Origin of the sequence: Ciceribacter sichuanensis (assembly GCF_024055605.1) — a bacterium.
In the GTDB taxonomy this organism is placed as follows: Bacteria; Pseudomonadota; Alphaproteobacteria; order Rhizobiales; family Rhizobiaceae; genus Allorhizobium; species Allorhizobium sichuanense.
In genome coordinates, this window is record NZ_JAMXLX010000004.1 from 412898 (window position 1) to 431169 (window position 18272).

Here is an 18272-nt window from a genome sequence, read left to right on the forward strand (position 1 = left end):
AGGCCCTCCGGGGCCGGCCTGTCGCGGTAAGTATGGTTCAGTTGAGGATGCGCTGCATGCCCGGCGCATCGAGAGAAAACGCGGGGATGGCGACGTCGAATTCGTCGCCGTCATCCGTCTCCATCCGGTAATGACCGAACATCATACCTGACGGGGTGTCGAGCGGGCAGCCCGAGGAATATTCATAGGTATCGCCGGGACGAAGGCGGGGTTGTTCGCCGATGACGCCCGGCCCGCTGACCTCGTCGACTTGGCCGTTCTGGTCGGTGATGTGCCAGTAGCGATGGGTGAGGCGGACTGACATCTTGGAATGGTTGGCGATCACGATCCGATAGCCCCAGACATAGCGGCTATCGTCCGGATCGGATTGCTCCTCCAGATAATACGGCTCCACGCAGACCTCTATATCTCGTGTCAGGGCGCGATACATGCACCAGACCTTCTTAATGCCTCACTTACCATAGCTTACAGCATGCGGCCCGGCTCTGGAATTCAATAATGCCGGAAAGGTTACCGGCTGTCGTAAGTGTCGCCATTAAGGCTAACGGTAGCGCCATGAAACCGTTCCGGGCGGATACACAGGAACCGCCCGGAAATATCTCGTTGGCGCTGTGTCAGCCGCCGGAGATAATGCTCAGGCCGGCACCGACTTCAGCGCTTGTGCGAAGTCTTCGAGAAGATCGTCGGTATCCTCAATGCCGCAGGAAAGACGCAGCGTTCCACCCGAAATTCCGAGTTCGGCACGGGCCTCGTCGGTCAGGTTCTTGTGAGTGGTGGTAGCCGGATGCGTGATCAGGCTCTTGGCGTCGCCCAGATTGTTGGAGATCTTCACGACGTCGAGTGCATTCTGCAGAGCAAAGGCAGCGGCCTTGCCGCCCTTGAGTTCAAGCGCAACCAGTGTCGAGCCGCCCTTCATCTGCTTGGCGACAATATCGGCCTGCGGGTGGTCGGCCCGGCCCGGATAGATGACCTTGGCGATCTGCTTCTGCTCCGCCAGGAAGTCGGCGATGCGGGCGGCGTTGCGGGCCTGCTGGTTGATGCGCAGCGGCAGCGTCTCGACAGCCTTCAGCAGCGTCCAGGCGTTGAACGGCGACATCGACGGGCCGGTGTGGCGGAAATAGTCCTGGAAGTTCTCCTCGATCCATTCCTTGCTCGAAAGCACCACGCCGCCGAGGCAGCGCCCCTGTCCGTCGATATGCTTGGTTGCCGAATAGACGACGACGTGAGCGCCGAGTTCGAGCGGCTTCTGGAAGAGCGGCGTTGCGAACACATTGTCGACCACGACCTTGGCGCCGATCTGGTTGGCAAGCTTTGCCACGCCGGCGATGTCGACCACTTCGAGTGTTGGGTTGGTCGGGCTTTCGAGGAACATGACCTTGGTGTTGGGACGAATCGCTTTTTCCCAGTTTTCCAAGAAGCGCCCGTCGACCAGCGTGCATTCGATGCCGTATTTGGGGGCAAGCGTTTCTATGACCCAGCGGCAGGAGCCGAACAGGGCGCGGGCTGCAACGATGTGGTCGCCGGACTTGAGCTGGCAGAGGATGGCGCCAGCGACGGCGGCCATGCCGGAGGCGGTGGCGCGGGCTTCTTCGGCGCCTTCGAGCAGGCACATGCGCCTTTCGAACATGTCGTTGGTCGGGCTGCCGTATCGGGCGTAGATGAAGCCGTCGGTCTCGCCCTTGAAGCGGGCTTCCGCCGATTCCGCCGTTTCGTAGACGAAGCCCTGGGTGAGATAGATCGCCTCTGAGGTTTCGCCGAACTGTGAACGGAGGGTGCCGCCATGTACCAGCTGGGTTGCCGGACGCCAGTTCTTGCTCATGCCATTGCGCCTTTCAAAAACAAAAAAACCGGCCGCGATAAGCAGACCGGTTTCACCCCGGTCTCTTTAGCCACTTGTTTAACGTGGCTGCAAGCCGACCGGCCAAATCACCACGGGATAAGGCTGCATTACGCCTATCTCGGGCTTGCGTCAATTCCTTGGGTTTGCTTTTGTCGGCTCCGAAAAGGATGGGTAGAATGGATAGGAAATCGGGGATTTTGGCGGATCGCGCCATCGGCGCATTGTTCGCGGAAGGTCGGCTGAAAAGCGAGGTCGCGCTTGACGGGGACCAGATCCAGCCGGCGAGCCTCGATCTGCGTCTCGGCTCCAAGGCCATGCGCGTGCGCGCGAGCTTCATGCCGGGCCGCGCCCATACGGTCGCCGAAAAGCTCGAGCGGCTGACCCTCCACGAAATCGACCTGCGGGAAGGGGCGGTTCTCGAGACGGGCTGCGTCTACATAGTGCCCCTGATGGAGAGCCTCGATCTTCCGGAAGAGATTTCGGCGTCGGCGAACCCGAAGAGCTCGACCGGCCGGCTCGATATCTTTACCCGCGTGATGGTTGACCATGCCCAGGAGTTCGACAAGGTGCCCACGGGCTACCGGGGGCAGCTCTATCTGGAGATCAGCCCCAGGACGTTCCCCATCATCGTTCGGCGCGGCTCGCGCCTGTCGCAGATCCGTTTCCGCACCGGCCATGCGTTGCTCAACGAGACGGATCTTCTCAGCCTGCACGCCGCTGAAACCCTGGTCGCGAGCGATGCCCCCAACGTTTCCGGCGGCGGCATCGCGCTTTCCATCGATCTCAAGGGTTCGGGCAGCGACGGCCTGATCGGTTATCGCGGCAAGCATCACACCGCCGTCATCGATGTCGATCGCAAGGATGCCCATGACATCCTGGATTTCTGGGAACCGCTCTATAGCCGCGGCGGCAACGAACTGATCCTGGATCCGGATGAATTCTACATCCTCGTTTCGAACGAGGCGGTTCACGTCCCGCCGCTCTATGCGGCCGAGATGACGCCCTATGACCCGCTGGTCGGTGAATTCCGCGTGCATTACGCAGGTTTCTTCGATCCCGGCTTCGGCCATGCGGCGGCAGGTGGTTCCGGCAGCCGGGCGGTGCTCGAGGTGCGCAGCCATGAAGTGCCCTTCATTCTCGAGCACGGTCAGGTGATCGGCCGCCTTGTGTATGAGCATATGCAGGAGTACCCGCAGGGACTTTATGGTGCAGGCGTCGGCTCCAACTATCAGGCCCAGGGCCTCAAGCTATCCAAGCACTTCCGCCGGGGCTGAGCGTCCCTGGGAGCGCATGATGGCCGCTTCTCGGCGAAATGCTAGCAAACCGTCGGCAATCTGCCGTTGCTCTTCAGTCACCTTGTCCTGTGGCGCCTGCGAGTTAGTGCCCCCGCGGGTTTCACTCTTGACATGACGCGGCAACTGTTGGAACTGTGCGGGCCGTCGCGGGTGTAGCTCAATGGTAGAGCAGCAGCTTCCCAAGCTGAATACGAGGGTTCGATTCCCTTCACCCGCTCCAGCTTTCATTTCCTGTTTTTGTGGGTCATGCCGATCCTGTGCCGGAGCGGCAGCAGGCCGAGAAGCGTCAGCAACGTGAAAATGGCACCGCCGATGAAGGTGCTGGTGGGGCCGATGCTGTCCCATAAGGCTCCGGCGATCACGCTGGCGATGAGAAGCGCTACCCCGGTCACCAGATTGAACATGCCGAAAGCCGTGCCCCGCAATGTTGGCGGTGCGGTGTCCGCGACCAGCGTTGCGAGCAGTCCCTGCGTGAACCCCATGTGCAGGCCCCAGAGCGTGGCCCCTATGACTAGGCCGACGAGGCCGGAAGCAAAAGCAAGCACCAGATCGGCTGCAAGCAAGAGAAGGAGGCCTGTTATGAGCAGCGACAGCCGGTTCATCCTGTCGGAAAGCGCGCCGACGGGATAGGCGGACAGGAAGTAGGCGACGTTCATGACCACCATGATCGATGGCACAAGCGCGATCGAAAGGCCGATATCTTGCGCCTTGAGCACGAGGAAGGCCTCGCTGAATCGCGCCAGCGTGAAGGCCGATCCGACGATCACCACCCACCAGTAGGTCGCTCCGAGCTTGGCGAGTTCCTTGCGGCTGAGTGGAGTACGAACCTTGTGTTGGTCACCATCGTGCTTCGGGTCTTCGACCGCAAAGATCGCCAGCCCTGCGGAAAGAAAGGCCGGAACCACGGCGATCCAGAAAACAAGCGTGAAGTTCTCGGAGAACAGCGCCATGAAAAGGATAGCAAGCAGGGGGCCGAGCAATGCTCCGGCCGTGTCAAGCGATTGCCGGAGGCCGAAGGCTGCACCGCGCAGGTCGGGTGGAGTTATGTCGGTAATCAGGGCATCGCGCGGCGCCCCACGAATACCCTTGCCCATGCGGTCGACGAAGCGGGCTGCTACGAGAAAGCCGACATGAGGCGCGAGCGGAAAGATCGGCTTGGTCAGGGCCGCGACCCCGTAGCCCAGCGCCATAAGCATCTTGCGCTTGCCAAGCCAGTCGCTCAGGGCGCCGGAGAAGACCTTGGTGATGGCGGCGGTCGCTTCTGCGATGCCTTCGATAATGCCGACCGCGAGTGTCGATGTGCCGAGAACGCCGACCATGTAAAGCGGCAGTAGCGCATGGATCATTTCCGAGGAGATGTCCATGAAGAAGGAGACGAAGCCGATGGCCCAGATGCTGCGTGGCACCCTGCGCCATGCAGCGATTGCCGTGCCCTTGTCTCCCATCCCCAGAGGCTCCTGCTCATCCCTGCATCGATACCCGCTGCATCGATGGCGAAGGCCTCGCAGATGTTCGGGATTCGCCCGCTATCGTCAAGCGGTCTGAGGGTGTGTGTTCGCAGCAGGTAAAGTTGTTGCCGGTAACAACGAGAGTGCGGCAGGCTTGTGCGGGGTCTTGTTCCAGAAGAAAGGGCGGGAGCGGAGCTCGAACACCGCGCGCCATGCAGCGACGGACGTCATGACCCAGTAAAACGGGACGCCGGCCCAGCGCCGGCCGATCAGCTTCTTCTCATGCTCGGTCATTGCAGCGGCTCCAAGTGCGAGGAAGGCCGCGTAGCTGCCGAAGATGTTGATGAAGTCGATCGAGAAGAGCACGGCCTGTAGCAGGCCTATATTTTCTGCCGGGCTTTGCATCATGGCAATGGCCGACGAAGCGAGAAAGATGATGATGGCGGGGTGAGCGAGCGACGAGATCAGCATTCCGCCAACCATCAACTGGACGACAAAGAAGGCCACGACACCCATCTCACGGGCCGTTTTCACGGGCTCGCGCATCAGCACCAGCCATGTCTGCAGCCAGCCCTTGAACCAGCGAGTCCGCTGGCCGAGCCAGATACGCGTGGTGGTCGGCGCATCCTCCAAGGTCTGGCGGCGCATGGTTTCCGAACGATAACCCTGCCGGTAGAGCCGCATGCCGAGGTCGGCATCTTCCGTGACGTTGAACGGATCCCAGGCGCCGACTTCGATAAGCGGGCCGGTACGGAAATGGTTCGATGTGCCGCCGAGCGGCAGCGGCATCCGGTAATGGGAGAGAACGGGCAGCAATCGCCGGAAGAGTGCCGAATATTCGAGCGCAAACAGTGCGCTCGTATAGGATTGTTCAATGTTGGTAATGATGAGCGGAGCCTGCAGGCAGGCGACTTCCGGCGGTGCCGCGAGAAATCTGGCGTGGGCTTCCCGCAATTGGCCGGGATGCGGCCGGTCTTCCGCGTCGTAAACCGCGACATAGGAACCCCGCGCGCCGGCAAGCGCATAGGTGAGTGCCTTCGGCTTGGTGCGCGGCGCCATGGGCGGCACTTCGACGATCTCGATATGCGGACCGGGTGCAAACGCCCGGATGGCCGATATCGTCGCTTCGTCATCGGCTTCGCACACCAGCTTGATGTCCAGCCGGGACCGCGGCCAATCGAGGCGATCTAACGCCGCGAGAAGTTGCGGCACGACGTCCTGCTCCCTGTAGAGCGCGACGAGCACCGTATAGACGGGCAATTCGCCATCCGACTGGTTGGCGGGCAGATGGCTCTTCCGACTGTTGCCATGGACCAGAGCCGCAAGACGAAGCTGCAACGCCGCAAGATAGAGCAGGGACAGGACGATATGGGTTGTCAGTACGGCCTCTTCCGGCAGAAGCAGGAAGAACGCAATGGCGAGGCTGAGCAGGGTTCCGGCGAAAAAGCCCTGCCGTCCCGTCATGACGATGCGGGCCGAATGCCGGGGCTGTTCTTCGAAGAGGTGATTGACGGTTCTCTCCACCCGCCGTTCCGAACCGGCTTTCCAAGCGGCCGCCCGGATCGCCGATGGTGTGGCGATCGCCAGCGCGTTTCGCAGTGTCGGAAAGCGTTGGAGGCGCTCGATCAGGTGGTCCACGCGTTTGGCTTCAGGAGCAATCAGCGTCACCGGCGGTCGGCTCGCATCGTGCAGGCGGATCGTGCAGGGGCGCTTCAGCTGGCTGTCGAGACCGCGATGATCGACGACCGCTGTTTCGGGAATGGTCTCGACGAAGGGCAGCCCGAGCAGCCGGGCCAGGGCTTCGTAATAGGCCTCCTCGCGCACATGGCCGCTGGTCAGCAATTCCCGTTCGATCGTCGTGGCGTTCGCAAGGGCTGCGCGGCCCATTCGCGCAATCAACGGCTTCGCGAAGCCCAGTGATTTCAGGATGAGCGCCTCTGCCTGCAGTGAGGACAAGCCTCCGGCGCCGCCATCCGTCGTTGCAAGGTTTTCGGATTTTTCACGCAACGCCGCTTTGGCGGCCGTGTGCTCCGGACTGCCGTATTCCCCGATCTGCATGACTCTGTTACATCGTCATACGTGATGACGCCCCACATTCCCCTGGATCGGCATGATAATGAAACACGTTACGTTTTCATCCCCGGATTTCAGGGGGTTCCGCTTCGCCTTTTCGTGTGTTCTGGCGTTTCTTTCCGTGTTTTGCGTGCCGGCTTCGCCCCGGGCCGATGATATGCCCGTCATGTTCGATGTGCGGGAGAGGCTCGTTCGCCCGGATCTCTCGACATTGCTGCGGCTGCGCTTTCTCACGACGACGGATTTCCCACCCTTCAATTTCACCGACCAGACCGGTCGGCTGGCCGGCTTCCATGTGGAGCTTGCCCGCGCCATCTGCGTCGAACTCGGTATCGAGAACAGGTGCCAGATCCAGGCCTTGCCCTATGCGGAGCTTGAGACCGCGCTGGCGGGTGATCAGGGTGAAGCGGTGATTGCCGGTGTTGCAGTCACGGACCGGGTGCGTCAGCGCTTTGCTTTCTCGCGCCCTTACATGATGCTGCCGGCGCGGTTCGTCCGTAACAAGCAGGCGGAGCTTGCCGGCGACGATGCCCGCGCCCTCTTCGGCCGTCCAGTGGGAGTTCTCACCGGTACGGCCTATGAGGCCATGCTGAAATCCTTCTTCCCTGACATCCGCGCCGTCGGTTTTGCCGACAGGGCCGCCATGCTGGAGGACCTGAAGCAGAAGAAGGTCGACGCCGTATTCGCCGACGGTCTCCAGCTTTCCTTCTGGGCCTCGGGTGAAGCATCGGCCGGTTGTTGCGCTATCTTCGATGGCCCCTATCTGTCCGAGCGCTTCCTCGGAGAAGGCCTGACCATCATGGTCAAGAAGGACGATGCCACTCTGGTTCAGGCGATCGACAGCGCGCTTTCCGCCCTGTCCCATGACGGTCGGCTGGAAGAGATCTATCTGCGATATTTCCCTTACGGCCTGTTCTGAGACAGAGCCGCGCTCGATCGCAATGCGTTCAGAGCGGACGATAGCGAATAACGGCGGAGTGCTCGATTGCCGCGCACGTCAGCTTGTCCAGGTGGAACCGGTCCCTGAGCAATTGAAGAAGACGGATCTCTTCCGGCTTGACGGCAAGGTCGACGGCCATGATTTCGACGGCGAGCGCGTAGGCAGCGCGGTAGGTCTGCGGGGGCAGCGCGTCCTTGATGGTTTCAAGCGCGATATCGAGACCTTCCTGCCCCGAGAGGATTTCCGCGCAGTGCCGCGAAACCTCGATCAGCCGTTCCTTGTCGAAACCCTCGAACACCGGAAGGATGTCGATCAACTGGCCGATCCGGCGCAACTCCTTCTCGTTCATCGAATTGTCGACGGCTGAAGCCATCACCATGACGAAGATAAGGGCGTCATGGGGCGTTACGCGATTTGTCATCTGCTTGGAGATCCTCGTTGTTTTGACCGAGAGTAGGAAGTGCGGGCGACGCTTTCAAGTTCGTCTTAGAGCGTAATCCGACCGAAGTGAAACGAGGATCGATAAGATTATGCTTCAAAAAGAAAGCTTTAAAGCGCCGACCTGTTTCAATCGGATCGAAGCGCGCGCTATGGTCAGCGCGGGTCTCCGCCAAACAGGCCGAGGCGCGAGGAGCGCGCTTTTTCCGTGAGCGGCCGGAGCGGGGAACCCTCCGGCGTATCGACCCAGCCATTTTCCGCAAGCCAGGAGGAAAGGTCAATCTCTCCAAGCCGGCAATGGGCTTCAAGCGTTCCCTGCCACTCCGCGCTGTCGATGTCGCAGTTGACCGTACGGTTTCTGATGAACAGCCGCTGCTGGGTCCGGGCAAGCATTCCGCAGGGCCATTGGGTGCCGCCGGCGCCGGTGCATGTACGGGCGGGATCCGTGGGTTCGATATCGGCAAGTTTCACGGTCTTTTCCCCGAAGGTCAGGATGCCGGCGCCCGAGGTCTGCGGCCGGGGCAGGTCTATGCCCTCGCGACCGCCGTCGGGCGGTTGCGTCTGTGCCGTGGCCGGCTGCTGTGGGGCCGCCTGCGCGATGATGGTCTCGCCGGTCGTTTCTGCCGCAGTCTCTGCAGGCTGGCTTGATGACGGCTGTTCGTCGTCGACATCTGCCGGCGCGGACAGGTCCGGCTCTTCCGCCGAAACCTCCGGCGTCGCGGCCGGCGGAACCTCGGTGATATCGATGGTTTCCATGGTCGAGGGGTCGAAGTCGGCGGCCGTCTCTTCGCCGGTGCTGACGCTGCGGGCGCCCGCCACCACCGCAATTCCCCAGATTGCGAGACCTGCAATGCCGATAACGAGCGTGGACGCTGATCGCATAGGTCGTAATTCCTATTGACTGGCCCAGATGATGCGGGCGATCCACTCGACGTCTGCCATGTCGAGATTGCGGTTCGGGTGCTCGGGGTTGAGCGAGACGAGTTCGATCGCTTTTGCGCTCTGGCGGGCAAGCACCTTGGCCATCACCTCACCCTCGCGCGTCTTCACCACCACCCGGTCGCCGCGGCGCACCTGAGCGCCCGGCTCGACGATCAGCACGTCGCCATCCCGGTAGAGCGGCTTCATGCTATCGCCCTGTACCTCGAGCGCGTAGACACCGGATTTCAGGCCCGGAGTGGCGGGGAACTCAACCAGATCCCAGCCCTGACCGGCCGGAAACCCGCCGTCGTCGAAAAAGCCGCCGGAGCCTGCTTGGGCAAAGCCCAGCAGGGGGATCGATCCGGCCTGTGGCGGGAACGATCCGTTCGGAACGCTGCTGTCACCCTGGATATAGCTCATGAACTGATCGATGCTGGAACCGGTGGCGTCGAGCACCTTGGAGATCGATTCCGTCGAAGGCCAGCGCATGCGTCCATCAGACGCAATCCGTTTGGACTTGTTGAACGACGTGGGATCAAGCCCGGCGCGGCGCGCCAGTCCGGAAGGTGTCAGCTGATGGCGTTCGGCAAGCCGGTCGATCGCGGCCCAGATCCTGTCGTGCGAAAGCATTGTCGCCCATGCTCCAAGCCCGGCGGTGATCCTTGAAAGATCCTTCTGACCCGGGCGCTGGCGGCGACTCTAGCGGAGCCTGTTCCGGGAGTAAAGATTAAAAGAGGAATAAAATCCTCTCTGGCTATGTGATGCCTTATCAGGCGACCATCGCCATGTTGATCTTGCCAAGCTGGATGACCGCCTGCGTGCGGCTGTCGACCTTGAGCTTCAGGAGGATCGCGGAGACATGGGCCTTGATGGTGGCTTCCGAAACGCCGAGTTCATAGGCGATCTGCTTGTTGAGCAGGCCCTCGCCGAGCATGCCCAGAACGCGGCTCTGCTGCGGGGTCAGCGTGCGCAGGCGATTGATGAGATCGGCGACATCAGGATCCTGCTCCTGCCCGCCATGATAGAATTTCGGTGTCCAGATGTCGCCTTCCAGAACGGCCTGGATCGCGGCGCGGATGTCGTCGATGCCCGAGGATTTCGAAATGAAGCCGGAGGCCCCGAGTTCCAGCGCGCGGCGGATGGTGGTCGGGTCGTCGGAGGCAGATACGATGACGATCGGCAGGCTGGCGAATTCGGCACGCAACGCCATCAGGCCGGAAAAGCCGGAGACGCCGGGCATGGCCAGATCGAGCAGCAGGAGGTCGGCTTCGGGGTGAGCGGACGCAGCCTTGCGGGCGGCCTCGAAGTCACCGGCCTCGATGATGGCCTGTTCGCCGTCAAAGCCGCTGACGGCCTGCCGAAGGGCACCGCGGAAGAGCGGATGGTCGTCTGCAATGATGAAAGTGGATGCTGTCATGCCGAGCCCCCTCCCAAGAGCAAAGTCCTTCAGCCGCGCGGGCGGATGTGTTTCTTTTAGCCGCTGCTGTGAATATATACAATGGTCTATGTTTTGTTCGGCGGACTATTCTCTTCCCGTTGTTTGAACTCCTCGACCAACCCGAAGAAGGAGCGCATGAAGCGTTCCATGATGCCGATCGAGCGTTCGACCTCCTCGTCGGATGGCAGGTTTTCGCCTGATCTTGCAAGCGGTTGACCTTCTCCCTGCTTCTTCTCGAGCGCTGCGACCCGCTTTTCCAGGCGATCCAGTTCCTCCTCATAGGCCGCGCGTTCGTCGGCGGCCATTCGGCAGGTCAGCGTGCCGTCTTTTTCTTGACAGAGGGTCAGTGCACCGTTCCTGCGGTCGAGCCGGATAAAGCCCGAATCCGTCTTTTCGAGCGAGAACCGGTTCGCATCTGCGTCCTGGGCAAGGGTTGGAATGGCGCTGCAGGCCATCACGCTCACCAACGAGGCCGCCATCAGAGTTACGGGTTTCATGCATGTCTCTCCCGAAATGCCCCTCCGCCGGAGGATGAACCGGCGATGGGCGTGGACAATCCCGGCACTTTCCGGCAAACCGCATGCATCAATCGCATCGGAGACGGAAGGACGCGCCCTTGGAACGCATCATATACAAGATCGTGCCGCAGGAATTATGGCATGAGGCGCGCGCCGAGGGTTTATTTCGCGGGGCTTCCATCGATCTGCAGGACGGTTACATCCATTTTTCGACGGCCACGCAGGCCGTGGAGACCGCGCGACGTTACTTCGCTGGCCTCTCCGGGTTGCTGCTGGTTGCCGTCGAGACGGCCGCGCTTGGCGATGCTTTGCGCTACGAGCCGTCCCGGGGCGGGGATCTCTTCCCGCATCTCTATGCGAACCTGCCGATGGGCGCGGTGCTTTGGGAAAAGCCGCTGCCGCTGAAGGCGGATGGCTCCCACGAATTTCCGGAGATGGCATGATGATCGACGCGTTCAAGACCTTTGCCCGCCGCGGCCTTTTCCTCTTCGATGCGGAGACCGCGCATGGCATGTCGATCGCCGCGCTGAAATCAGGCATTCTGCCGGCCTGCCGCCCGTCTTCTGATCCGCGTCTGGCCGTGACGGTGGCGGGCCTCCGTTTTCCCAATCCGCTTGGCATGGCTGCCGGATACGACAAGAATGCCGAGGTGCCGGATGCGCTTCTGCGCCTCGGTTTCGGTTTCGCCGAAGTCGGCACGCTGACGCCCAAGCCGCAATCGGGCAATCCGAAGCCGCGTATCTTCCGTCTGGAACGGGACATGGCAGTCATCAATCGCCTGGGTTTTAACAATGAAGGACATGAGGCTGCCTTCGCTCGACTGACCGCGCGCCGACCGTCCGGCTTGGTCGGCGTCAACATCGGCGCCAACAAGGACAGTGCGGATCGCATTGGCGATTATGTCCTCGGCATCAGGCGCTTCCAGTTGGTTGCGGATTATTTCACCGTCAATATTTCATCGCCGAACACGCCGGGCCTGCGCGACCTGCAGGCGCGCGAGAGTCTGGCGGCTCTCCTTTCTGCCGTTCTTGCTGCCAGGGACGAGGGAGCAACGGCAACCGGCAAGCGACGCCCGGTCTTCCTGAAGATCGCGCCGGATCTGACCGAAGAGGGCATGGACGACATTGCGGCGGAAGCACTGGCCCATGATCTCGATGGCCTGATCGTTTCCAATACTACCCTGTCGCGCGATAGGCTTGTCGATCCCCGTCTGGCTGGTGAGGCGGGTGGCTTGTCCGGTCGGCCGCTGTTCGAAAAGTCGACGGCTGTTCTGGCGCGCATGCGCAAGCGGGTCGGGGCCACGCTCCCCATCATCGGCGTTGGCGGTGTTTCATCCGCCGAGACGGCGCTGGAAAAGATCCGCGCCGGCGCCGACCTGGTGCAGCTCTATTCCTGCATGGTTTACGAAGGCCCGGGTCTTCCCGGCAGCATCGTCCGCGGTCTCTCAGCTCTTATGGACCGGGAGAAGGTGAACTCGATTTCGGACCTGCGCGACAGCAGGCTCGATCACTGGCTGGCGGCAAAGGTCTGAGCGAGCTTGCGCGGCAGGATCACGGCAAGCGTTAGGCCGCGTAACGCCAGAAAGATGTTGAGCGCCAGCCAGAGGCCATGATTGCCGAGTGTCGGGGCAAATAGCGCCAGCGCGGCGCAATAACCGGCGAGCGCCAGCAGCATCATGTTGCGCATCTCGCGCGACCATGTTGCCCCGATAAAGACGCCGTCCATCTGGAAAGCCAGCGCTCCGGTCAGAGCGGTGAGCGCTGCCCAGGGCAGGAAATCGCGCGCCAGCGCCCGGACAGGCTCCGAGGTGGTCATGACGTCGATCAGCGTACCGCCGAGCAGCAGGAAGAACAGGGCGCATGCGGCCGCAAGACCGAACGACCAGATTGCCGTCAGCTTGATTGCCCGTTCGAAGCCGGGGCGGAAGCGGGCGCCGATCGCCCGGCCGGTGATCTGTTCGGCGGCGTTGGCCATGCCGTCGAGGAAGAAGCTCGCGATCAGGAAGAAATTCATCAGCAGTGCATTGGCCGCCAGCAGTTCCGGCCCGAAAAGCGTTCCGACCCGGGTCTGCAGCGTGAAGGCGGCCACCAGCGCCAGCGAACGGATCATGATATCGCGGTTGATTGCAAACAGCGCCTTCAGCTTCTCTCGTGAAAGCACGGCAGCCAGTTTGGGGCGCAGGGTTCCGCGAAAGGCAAACAGCATGTAGCCGAGCCCGGCGATGAAGGCGACAGCTTCGCCCGCAAGCGTTCCCCAGGCGACGCCGGCAATGCCGAAATCGAGCCACAACCCCAACCAGATCGACATGACGATGTTGACGCCGTTGAGCAGGATCTGCAGAGCCAGTCCGACCGAACCGCGTCCCATGCCGAGCACCGATCCGAGCAGGGTGAAATTGCCGAGCGACAGCGGCGCTCCGAGCACACGGATGGCGAAATAGGTCGATGTCGCCTCGGCGACCGGTCCTGTTGCCCCCATCAGCGCGACGCCGGTTTTCAGGATCAGCGGGGACAGTGCAAGAATGATGATGCCAAGACAGAGCGACAGCAGGAAGGAACGGTAGAACACGGCCTGCTGCTCAGCCTTGTCGCCCCTGCCGAGCGCCTGTGCCGTCAGCGCCGTGGTCGAGGCGCGCACGAAGCCGAAACCGGCATAGATAAGGTCGAAAAGCACGGCGGCGATTGCGAGCCCCGCAAGTGCTTCCGCCGAACCGGTGCGTCCCACCACCGCCGTTCCCGTGAGACCAAGAAGTGGCGTTGTGACGAAGCCGAGCGTCATGGGAACAGCGATCGACAACACCAGTCGATGCGTCACTGCGAAGGAATTCTGCTGTCTGCCGGCCTGATCCATGCCACCGCTCTTTTCCGGCCGGGCGGGAATCGCTCAGGCCGACAGCACCATGGCCCAGAAAGGTCTGTTGGCGGAAGAGGGCGCGCGGGCGACAGCAACGCCGAGCCCGTTATATCGGCCGAGCATGTTTTCGAGATGCTTCTTCGAGTCGATCCACGCCTGGACGGCGCGCTCGACTGTGTCCTGCCCGGTCGCAATGTTTTCGGCGGCGGGCAGCGGTACCTCGCCGGCTTTCATGCGGCTGAAGAAACTGTCGTTGAAGCCGATGACATGGGACATCTTGTCGGCCCGAGCCATGCGCCGCGCCTGGAAGATCGCCGCCGTTTCCGCCGCCGGGCTCTTGGAGAGCGTGGAAAGCTCGTTCCTCGTCCGCAATGCGTTGACGAGGGGCAGTGCGGCATCCGTCTCCGGCTTGGCCGTATCGTCCGAAACGGTTAGCACTTCCGTGCTGCGGCAGCTGGCGAGCGAAAGCGCCAGCCCGCTGCCGACAAGGATCAGGAGGCCGCGACGTGGCAAGGGCTGGGCGAACACGGAATGCGTCATGTCAGTTGCGGCTGCCGAAGAGACGGAGAACGATGAAAATGGGAATGACCACCGTCGCACCGAGCAGCAGATAGTCGCCGACCCGGCCGAGTGCGGAGAAGCCCCTGTACCAGAGCTCGAGGAAGAAGTGGCGGATGCCATCGACGATGTCGAGCGGATAGATGCCGAACACGGTCATGATGAAGCCGACGATCAGCGATACGACCAAAAGCTTCACCAGCGTCCGGCCCGGAGTATCGCCCAGAAATCTGTTCACTCGATCCGACATGCAAATCTCCTGTTTCGCCTGAGATAGGACGACGCATTCCCTTGCGCAAGCGAGCCATGAAGTACAGCGCTTCGCCACGCGTCAAATAGCTCTTGTGTTTTTCTCGCGTATCGGTCAAGACCGCGCGCCGCCAGAGGTTTCACCATGCAGCCGACCCAGTTCTCGTCCGGCGACGTCATCGCCGACCGCCGTGCCGATTATGCCCGCATGCTTGCCGAAAGTGGCGATCCTGCGGCAGCAGCCGAATTGATGGAGCAGGCGCTGGAACTCGCGCCCGGATGGGCCGCCGGCTGGCTGCGGTTTGCCGAATATCTGGAAAAGGCCGGCAATGGCGACGGTGCGATAACCGCGCTGCGCAAGGTGCAGGAACTCGATCACGAAGAGATTTTCGGCGCGCGGCTGAAACTGGCACTGCTGGGCGCCATCGACGTACCGGACCAGCCTCCGAGCCGTTATGTCGAGGCGCTGTTCGACGATTATGCCGACCGTTTTGAAACTGCACTCGTGGAGCGGCTCGACTACAGCGTGCCGGAGAAGCTCTCGGCGCTGCTGAAGCGATATCGTGGAGAGGGCGGGCCTTTTCGGCTGGCCATCGATCTCGGCTGCGGGACAGGTCTTTTCGGCGTCGAGATCCGTTTGCTCGTGGAACGCCTTGAAGGCTTCGATCTCTCGGTCAACATGCTGGCCAAGGCGGAAGAGAAGGGCGTCTACGATTTTCTCGCACGCGCGGACCTCTCGCTCGACGCTGAAGGTTCGGGTCTTTTCGTCGACGGCCTCTTGCCCCATCGCGCCGACCTTCTGACGGCGGCCGACGTACTGATGTATCTGGGCGATCTGGAGGCACCCTTTTCTCTCGTATCTAAGCTTTCCGATCCGGGTGCGTACTTCGCATTTTCCGTCGAGGATGCGGGCAGCGATGACGGCTTCCATCTGGCGCCGTCGCTTCGCTATGCCCATTCCGAAACCCATGTCCGCACAAGGCTTGCCGCGGCAGGCTTCGAGGTGGCCGATCTGGAGCGAACGGTCATTCGCATGGATGGCGGAAAACCGGTCTCCGGCATTTTGTTTATTGCGGTGCGAAAGGGCTGAACCGACTGAAAATTGCGAAGTTTGCGATAGGTCAGTATGGCTTACGTATTGCGCTTGCGAACGCCTGAATCTGCGCTACCCTGAGAGCATCTAAGCCCGGTTCCGTGGAGATGTTGGCATGGCGCAGATGAGCAGCATGTTGGGTATCTGGAACACGAACCCGTCCCGTCATACACCCGTGGAAGACGTGCAGGGGATTCTGGCCGGGGCCATGATTTCCGCGCTCGGCCTCTATCTTCTGGCGAAGGTGGGATTGCTGACCGGCGGCATGGCTGGCCTCGCTTTTGTCCTTCACTACTGGAGCGGCGTGAGCTTCGGTCTTCTCTTCTTCCTGCTCAACCTGCCGTTCTATTGGCTTTCCCTGCGTCGCGTCGGGGTCGATTTCACCCTGAAGACCTTCGTGGCCGTCGGCCTGACCTCCTTCCTTGTCGAAATCGAAAGCCGCTTCCTCGTCATCGAGACGGTCGCGCCCTTCTGGGCTGCGGTTCTTGGCGGCCTGCTTCTGGGCTTCGGCCTTCTGGCGCTCTATCGCCATCGTGCAAGCCTTGGTGGCCTTGGCATTCTTGCGGTCTATGTTCAGGATCGTTTCGGCGTTCGCGCCGGCCTCGTCCAGCTTGCCTTCGACCTCTGCATCATGGCGCTGGCCTTTGCAGTGCTTTCGCCCATGGTGGTCGTCTACTCGGTCGTCGGTGCCGTGGTGCTCAATCTCTTCCTGACGATCAATCACCGTTCGGATCGCTACATCGCTCTTCGCTGAACCATATGCGTTCTGCCCCTTGAGCAATCGCCCTTGGCACGATACCGAGGCTTGAAGGCTTCTAATTGGCAGGGGTAGTGCATGGCGAAGGGTGAGATGAAGACGCGGTTCAAGGGCATACTGGCGTCTTCGGCCGAAAGGCACTCGCTCGTCGATGACGTCCAAGGTGTTCTCGCCGGCAGCATGCTGGCTGCTCTCGGCGTCCTGCTGCTGTCGGGTGGAAAGCTGCTTTCAGGCGGAACTGCGGGCGTCGCCTTCCTGCTGCACTATGTGACGGAGATCGGCTTCGGCCCCATCTTCTTCGTCATCAACCTGCCGTTCTATTACTTCGCCTACCGGCAGCTCGGCGCGGCCTTCACCATCAAGACCTTTTCCGCCGTGGCTCTGACGTCATTCCTGACGGCGACGCTGCCGCGCTTCATATCCTTTTCCTCGCTCGATCCCCTGATCGCCGGCGTCTTCGGCGGACTGCTGGTAGGGACAGGCATGCTGGCGCTGTTTCGCCATCGGGCAAGCCTTGGCGGGTTCGGCATCCTCGCGCTTTATCTGCAGGATCGCTTCGGCTGGCGGGCCGGACTGGTACAGCTCGGCTTCGATGGCCTCGTGCTGATCTTTTCCTTCTTCGTCGCCACGCCCTTCATCATCTTCTGCTCGGTCATGGGCGCTGTCGTACTCAATCTGACGCTTGCCATCAATCATCGGAAAGACCGCTACATCGCGATGTAACGGTCTTTCGGCTGGCCTCAAGCCGGCTGTTATCAGGCCGCAATAGACGGCTGGTCGATTGGATGCTGGGAGCGGAACCCGACGGCAAGGCGGTTCCAGACATTGATGGTCCCGATCGCCACGGTGATGTTGGAGATTTCCGCTTCGCTGAAATGTTCTCTCAGCGCCTGGAACTCGGCGTCCGGTGCACCGGTGCCGGCAATATTGGTGACGGCATCGACCCAGCCCAGCAGGGCACGTTCGCGCGGTGTGTAGATGGGCGATTCCCGCCATACGCTCATCAGGTTGATCCACTGTTCCGAAAGCCCGTCATGGCGGGATTCCTTCACATGCATGTCGACGCAATAGGCGCAGCCGTTGATGATCGATGCGCGAAGCTTGATCAGGTGGATTTCGGAGCGGCTGAGACCGCTGTTCTGTACGAAGAGTTCGAGCGCATAGACGGCCTTGAACGCGGCCGGGGATGCCTTCTGGAGATCGAGACGCGGATGCATGGCTTTCTTCCTTTCATTCCTGCCCCTGGCGGGCGGATTTACGTTCGTTGAGTTCAAGGAAGGCGCAGCCGCGGGCGGCGATCCCTCCGTCATCGGTGGCCTTCAGATCCGAAATCAGATCCGCGATGCTCGTCTTCTTGAGCTCCGCCCGGTAGACGCGCTCGGCCGCCAGCATCGCAGCGGCAATCCCGCAGGGTCTTTCGAAATACCGTCCGGGAAGGGGATTGGGTCCCCGTTGACGGATTTCCTGACAGCGAAAGGCCGGCTGCGGGCCTTCCACCGCGATCACGATGTCGAGCAGGGTGATCTCGTCGGGTTTGCGTGCGAGGCGATATCCTCCCTTGGGGCCGGGAACGGTCGTCACCAGATCCGCGGCGGAAAGCGCCTGCAGGTGTTTCAGAAGATAGCTGGGGGAGACGCCATGAAACTCCGCAAGCGCCGCCGCCGACAGGACGCCATCCCCGGAAAGCGAAGCCAGCATGGTCATGCTGTGAATGGCCTGTTCGACGCCGTCGCCGAGTTTCATATCGTCACCTCCAAATCATGGATAATAATCATCCGTGATTTAGGTTGCTGTCAATGACGCTTCTCTTTCGCGCGACATGCACTAGGTTGACGCTGTGTTCGTGAATCA

At 61.5% G+C, this 18272-nt stretch carries 21 protein-coding genes, 1 tRNA gene and 1 riboswitch; of the genes, 8 read left to right on the forward strand and 14 right to left on the reverse strand.

The genetic code is table 11. The features are described 5' to 3' along the window. Window positions 1-37 precede the first annotated feature (37 nt). Both apaG and NBH21_RS15175 read right to left on the reverse strand, forming a co-directional pair. Window positions 38-430, reverse strand: a complete 393-nt coding sequence (gene apaG, locus NBH21_RS15170; protein ID WP_250913879.1) for a Co2+/Mg2+ efflux protein ApaG — start codon at window positions 428-430, stop codon at window positions 38-40. Window positions 431-634: 204 nt separating this feature from the next. After that, the gene (locus tag NBH21_RS15175; protein ID WP_250913878.1) at window positions 635-1819 is read right to left on the reverse strand and encodes an O-succinylhomoserine sulfhydrylase; all 1185 of its coding nucleotides are present in this window, start codon (window positions 1817-1819) and stop codon (window positions 635-637) included. A 45-nt stretch (window positions 1820-1864) separates the two neighbouring features. Further along, a riboswitch (SAM riboswitch) is annotated at window positions 1865-1943 on the reverse strand. Between the two features lie 73 nt (window positions 1944-2016). Here NBH21_RS15175 and NBH21_RS15180 point away from each other — a divergent pair. Both NBH21_RS15180 and NBH21_RS15185 read left to right on the forward strand, forming a co-directional pair. Continuing rightward, the gene (locus NBH21_RS15180) at window positions 2017-3114 is read left to right on the forward strand and encodes a 2'-deoxycytidine 5'-triphosphate deaminase (RefSeq protein ID WP_250913877.1); all 1098 of its coding nucleotides are present in this window, start codon (window positions 2017-2019) and stop codon (window positions 3112-3114) included. A 167-nt stretch (window positions 3115-3281) separates the two neighbouring features. Next, window positions 3282-3355: transfer RNA gene (locus tag NBH21_RS15185), tRNA-Gly, on the forward strand. 4 nt (window positions 3356-3359) lie between these two features. Here the strand turns inward: NBH21_RS15185 and NBH21_RS15190 are convergent. Both NBH21_RS15190 and NBH21_RS15195 read right to left on the reverse strand, forming a co-directional pair. Then, on the reverse strand, window positions 3360-4580 hold the full coding sequence (locus tag NBH21_RS15190) for an MFS transporter (RefSeq protein ID WP_250913876.1): 1221 nt from the start codon (window positions 4578-4580) through the stop codon (window positions 3360-3362). 87 nt (window positions 4581-4667) lie between these two features. Further along, a complete protein-coding gene (locus NBH21_RS15195) occupies window positions 4668-6641 on the reverse strand; it encodes a glycosyltransferase family 2 protein (protein WP_250913875.1) in 1974 nt (657 codons plus the stop codon). Between the two features lie 58 nt (window positions 6642-6699). Here NBH21_RS15195 and NBH21_RS15200 point away from each other — a divergent pair, with 58 nt between their 5' ends. Then, on the forward strand, window positions 6700-7575 hold the full coding sequence (locus NBH21_RS15200) for a transporter substrate-binding domain-containing protein (protein WP_425340424.1): 876 nt from the start codon (window positions 6700-6702) through the stop codon (window positions 7573-7575). 28 nt (window positions 7576-7603) lie between these two features. Here the strand turns inward: NBH21_RS15200 and NBH21_RS15205 are convergent, their stop codons facing one another. From NBH21_RS15205 to NBH21_RS15225, 5 genes are all read right to left on the reverse strand, one after another. Continuing rightward, window positions 7604-8017, reverse strand: coding sequence for a tellurite resistance TerB family protein (locus tag NBH21_RS15205; RefSeq protein WP_250913873.1), 414 nt, complete (start codon window positions 8015-8017; stop codon window positions 7604-7606). Between the two features lie 173 nt (window positions 8018-8190). Further along, window positions 8191-8916, reverse strand: a complete 726-nt coding sequence (locus NBH21_RS15210; protein ID WP_250913872.1) for a thermonuclease family protein — start codon at window positions 8914-8916, stop codon at window positions 8191-8193. A gap of 12 nt (window positions 8917-8928) precedes the next feature. Further along, complete coding sequence (locus NBH21_RS15215; RefSeq protein ID WP_250913871.1) at window positions 8929-9585, reverse strand: helix-turn-helix transcriptional regulator; 657 nt, start codon at window positions 9583-9585, stop codon at window positions 8929-8931. A 139-nt stretch (window positions 9586-9724) separates the two neighbouring features. Next, entirely contained in the window at window positions 9725-10372 is a 648-nt protein-coding gene (locus tag NBH21_RS15220; RefSeq protein ID WP_099056556.1) for a response regulator, read from the reverse strand. 86 nt (window positions 10373-10458) lie between these two features. Next, window positions 10459-10890: a hypothetical protein gene (locus tag NBH21_RS15225; RefSeq protein ID WP_425340425.1), complete on the reverse strand. Its 432-nt coding sequence runs from the start codon at window positions 10888-10890 to the stop codon at window positions 10459-10461. Between the two features lie 83 nt (window positions 10891-10973). On the opposite strand from NBH21_RS15225, the gene NBH21_RS15230 reads away from it, so the two are divergent. Both NBH21_RS15230 and NBH21_RS15235 read left to right on the forward strand, forming a co-directional pair. Next, a complete protein-coding gene (locus NBH21_RS15230) occupies window positions 10974-11354 on the forward strand; it encodes a DUF952 domain-containing protein (protein ID WP_250913870.1) in 381 nt (126 codons plus the stop codon). After that, on the forward strand, window positions 11354-12442 hold the full coding sequence (locus NBH21_RS15235; protein ID WP_250914246.1) for a quinone-dependent dihydroorotate dehydrogenase: 1089 nt from the start codon (window positions 11354-11356) through the stop codon (window positions 12440-12442). The genes NBH21_RS15230 and NBH21_RS15235 overlap by 1 nt, the downstream gene beginning before the upstream one ends. On the opposite strand, the gene NBH21_RS15240 is transcribed toward NBH21_RS15235, so the two are convergent. From NBH21_RS15240 to NBH21_RS15250, 3 genes are read right to left on the reverse strand one after another with little or no spacing between them, the layout of a single operon-like run. Further along, window positions 12418-13761 carry an MATE family efflux transporter gene (locus tag NBH21_RS15240; RefSeq protein ID WP_250913869.1) on the reverse strand — a complete coding sequence of 448 codons (1344 nt, stop codon included), beginning with the start codon at window positions 13759-13761 and terminating at the stop codon, window positions 12418-12420. The two genes, NBH21_RS15235 and NBH21_RS15240, sit on opposite strands and share 25 nt — an antisense overlap. 33 nt (window positions 13762-13794) lie before the next feature. Continuing rightward, window positions 13795-14304: a CAP domain-containing protein gene (locus tag NBH21_RS15245; protein ID WP_280924929.1), complete on the reverse strand. Its 510-nt coding sequence runs from the start codon at window positions 14302-14304 to the stop codon at window positions 13795-13797. 1 nt (window position 14305) lies between these two features. Then, on the reverse strand, window positions 14306-14572 hold the full coding sequence (locus NBH21_RS15250) for a DUF6460 domain-containing protein (RefSeq protein ID WP_099056561.1): 267 nt from the start codon (window positions 14570-14572) through the stop codon (window positions 14306-14308). Between the two features lie 144 nt (window positions 14573-14716). On the opposite strand from NBH21_RS15250, the gene NBH21_RS15255 reads away from it, so the two are divergent. From NBH21_RS15255 to NBH21_RS15265, 3 genes are all read left to right on the forward strand, one after another. Continuing rightward, complete coding sequence (locus tag NBH21_RS15255; protein WP_250913868.1) at window positions 14717-15661, forward strand: class I SAM-dependent DNA methyltransferase; 945 nt, start codon at window positions 14717-14719, stop codon at window positions 15659-15661. Window positions 15662-15779: 118 nt separating this feature from the next. Further along, window positions 15780-16418, forward strand: a complete 639-nt coding sequence (locus NBH21_RS15260; protein ID WP_099056563.1) for a YitT family protein — start codon at window positions 15780-15782, stop codon at window positions 16416-16418. Window positions 16419-16499: 81 nt separating this feature from the next. Next, the gene (locus NBH21_RS15265) at window positions 16500-17144 is read left to right on the forward strand and encodes a YitT family protein (protein WP_250913867.1); all 645 of its coding nucleotides are present in this window, start codon (window positions 16500-16502) and stop codon (window positions 17142-17144) included. Window positions 17145-17176: 32 nt separating this feature from the next. On the opposite strand, the gene NBH21_RS15270 is transcribed toward NBH21_RS15265, so the two are convergent. Together NBH21_RS15270 and NBH21_RS15275 are read right to left on the reverse strand one after the other, a co-directional pair. Next, on the reverse strand, window positions 17177-17638 hold the full coding sequence (locus NBH21_RS15270; protein ID WP_250913866.1) for a carboxymuconolactone decarboxylase family protein: 462 nt from the start codon (window positions 17636-17638) through the stop codon (window positions 17177-17179). 13 nt (window positions 17639-17651) lie between these two features. After that, entirely contained in the window at window positions 17652-18164 is a 513-nt protein-coding gene (locus NBH21_RS15275; RefSeq protein WP_250913865.1) for an RrF2 family transcriptional regulator, read from the reverse strand. Between the last annotated feature and the right edge of the window lie 108 nt (window positions 18165-18272).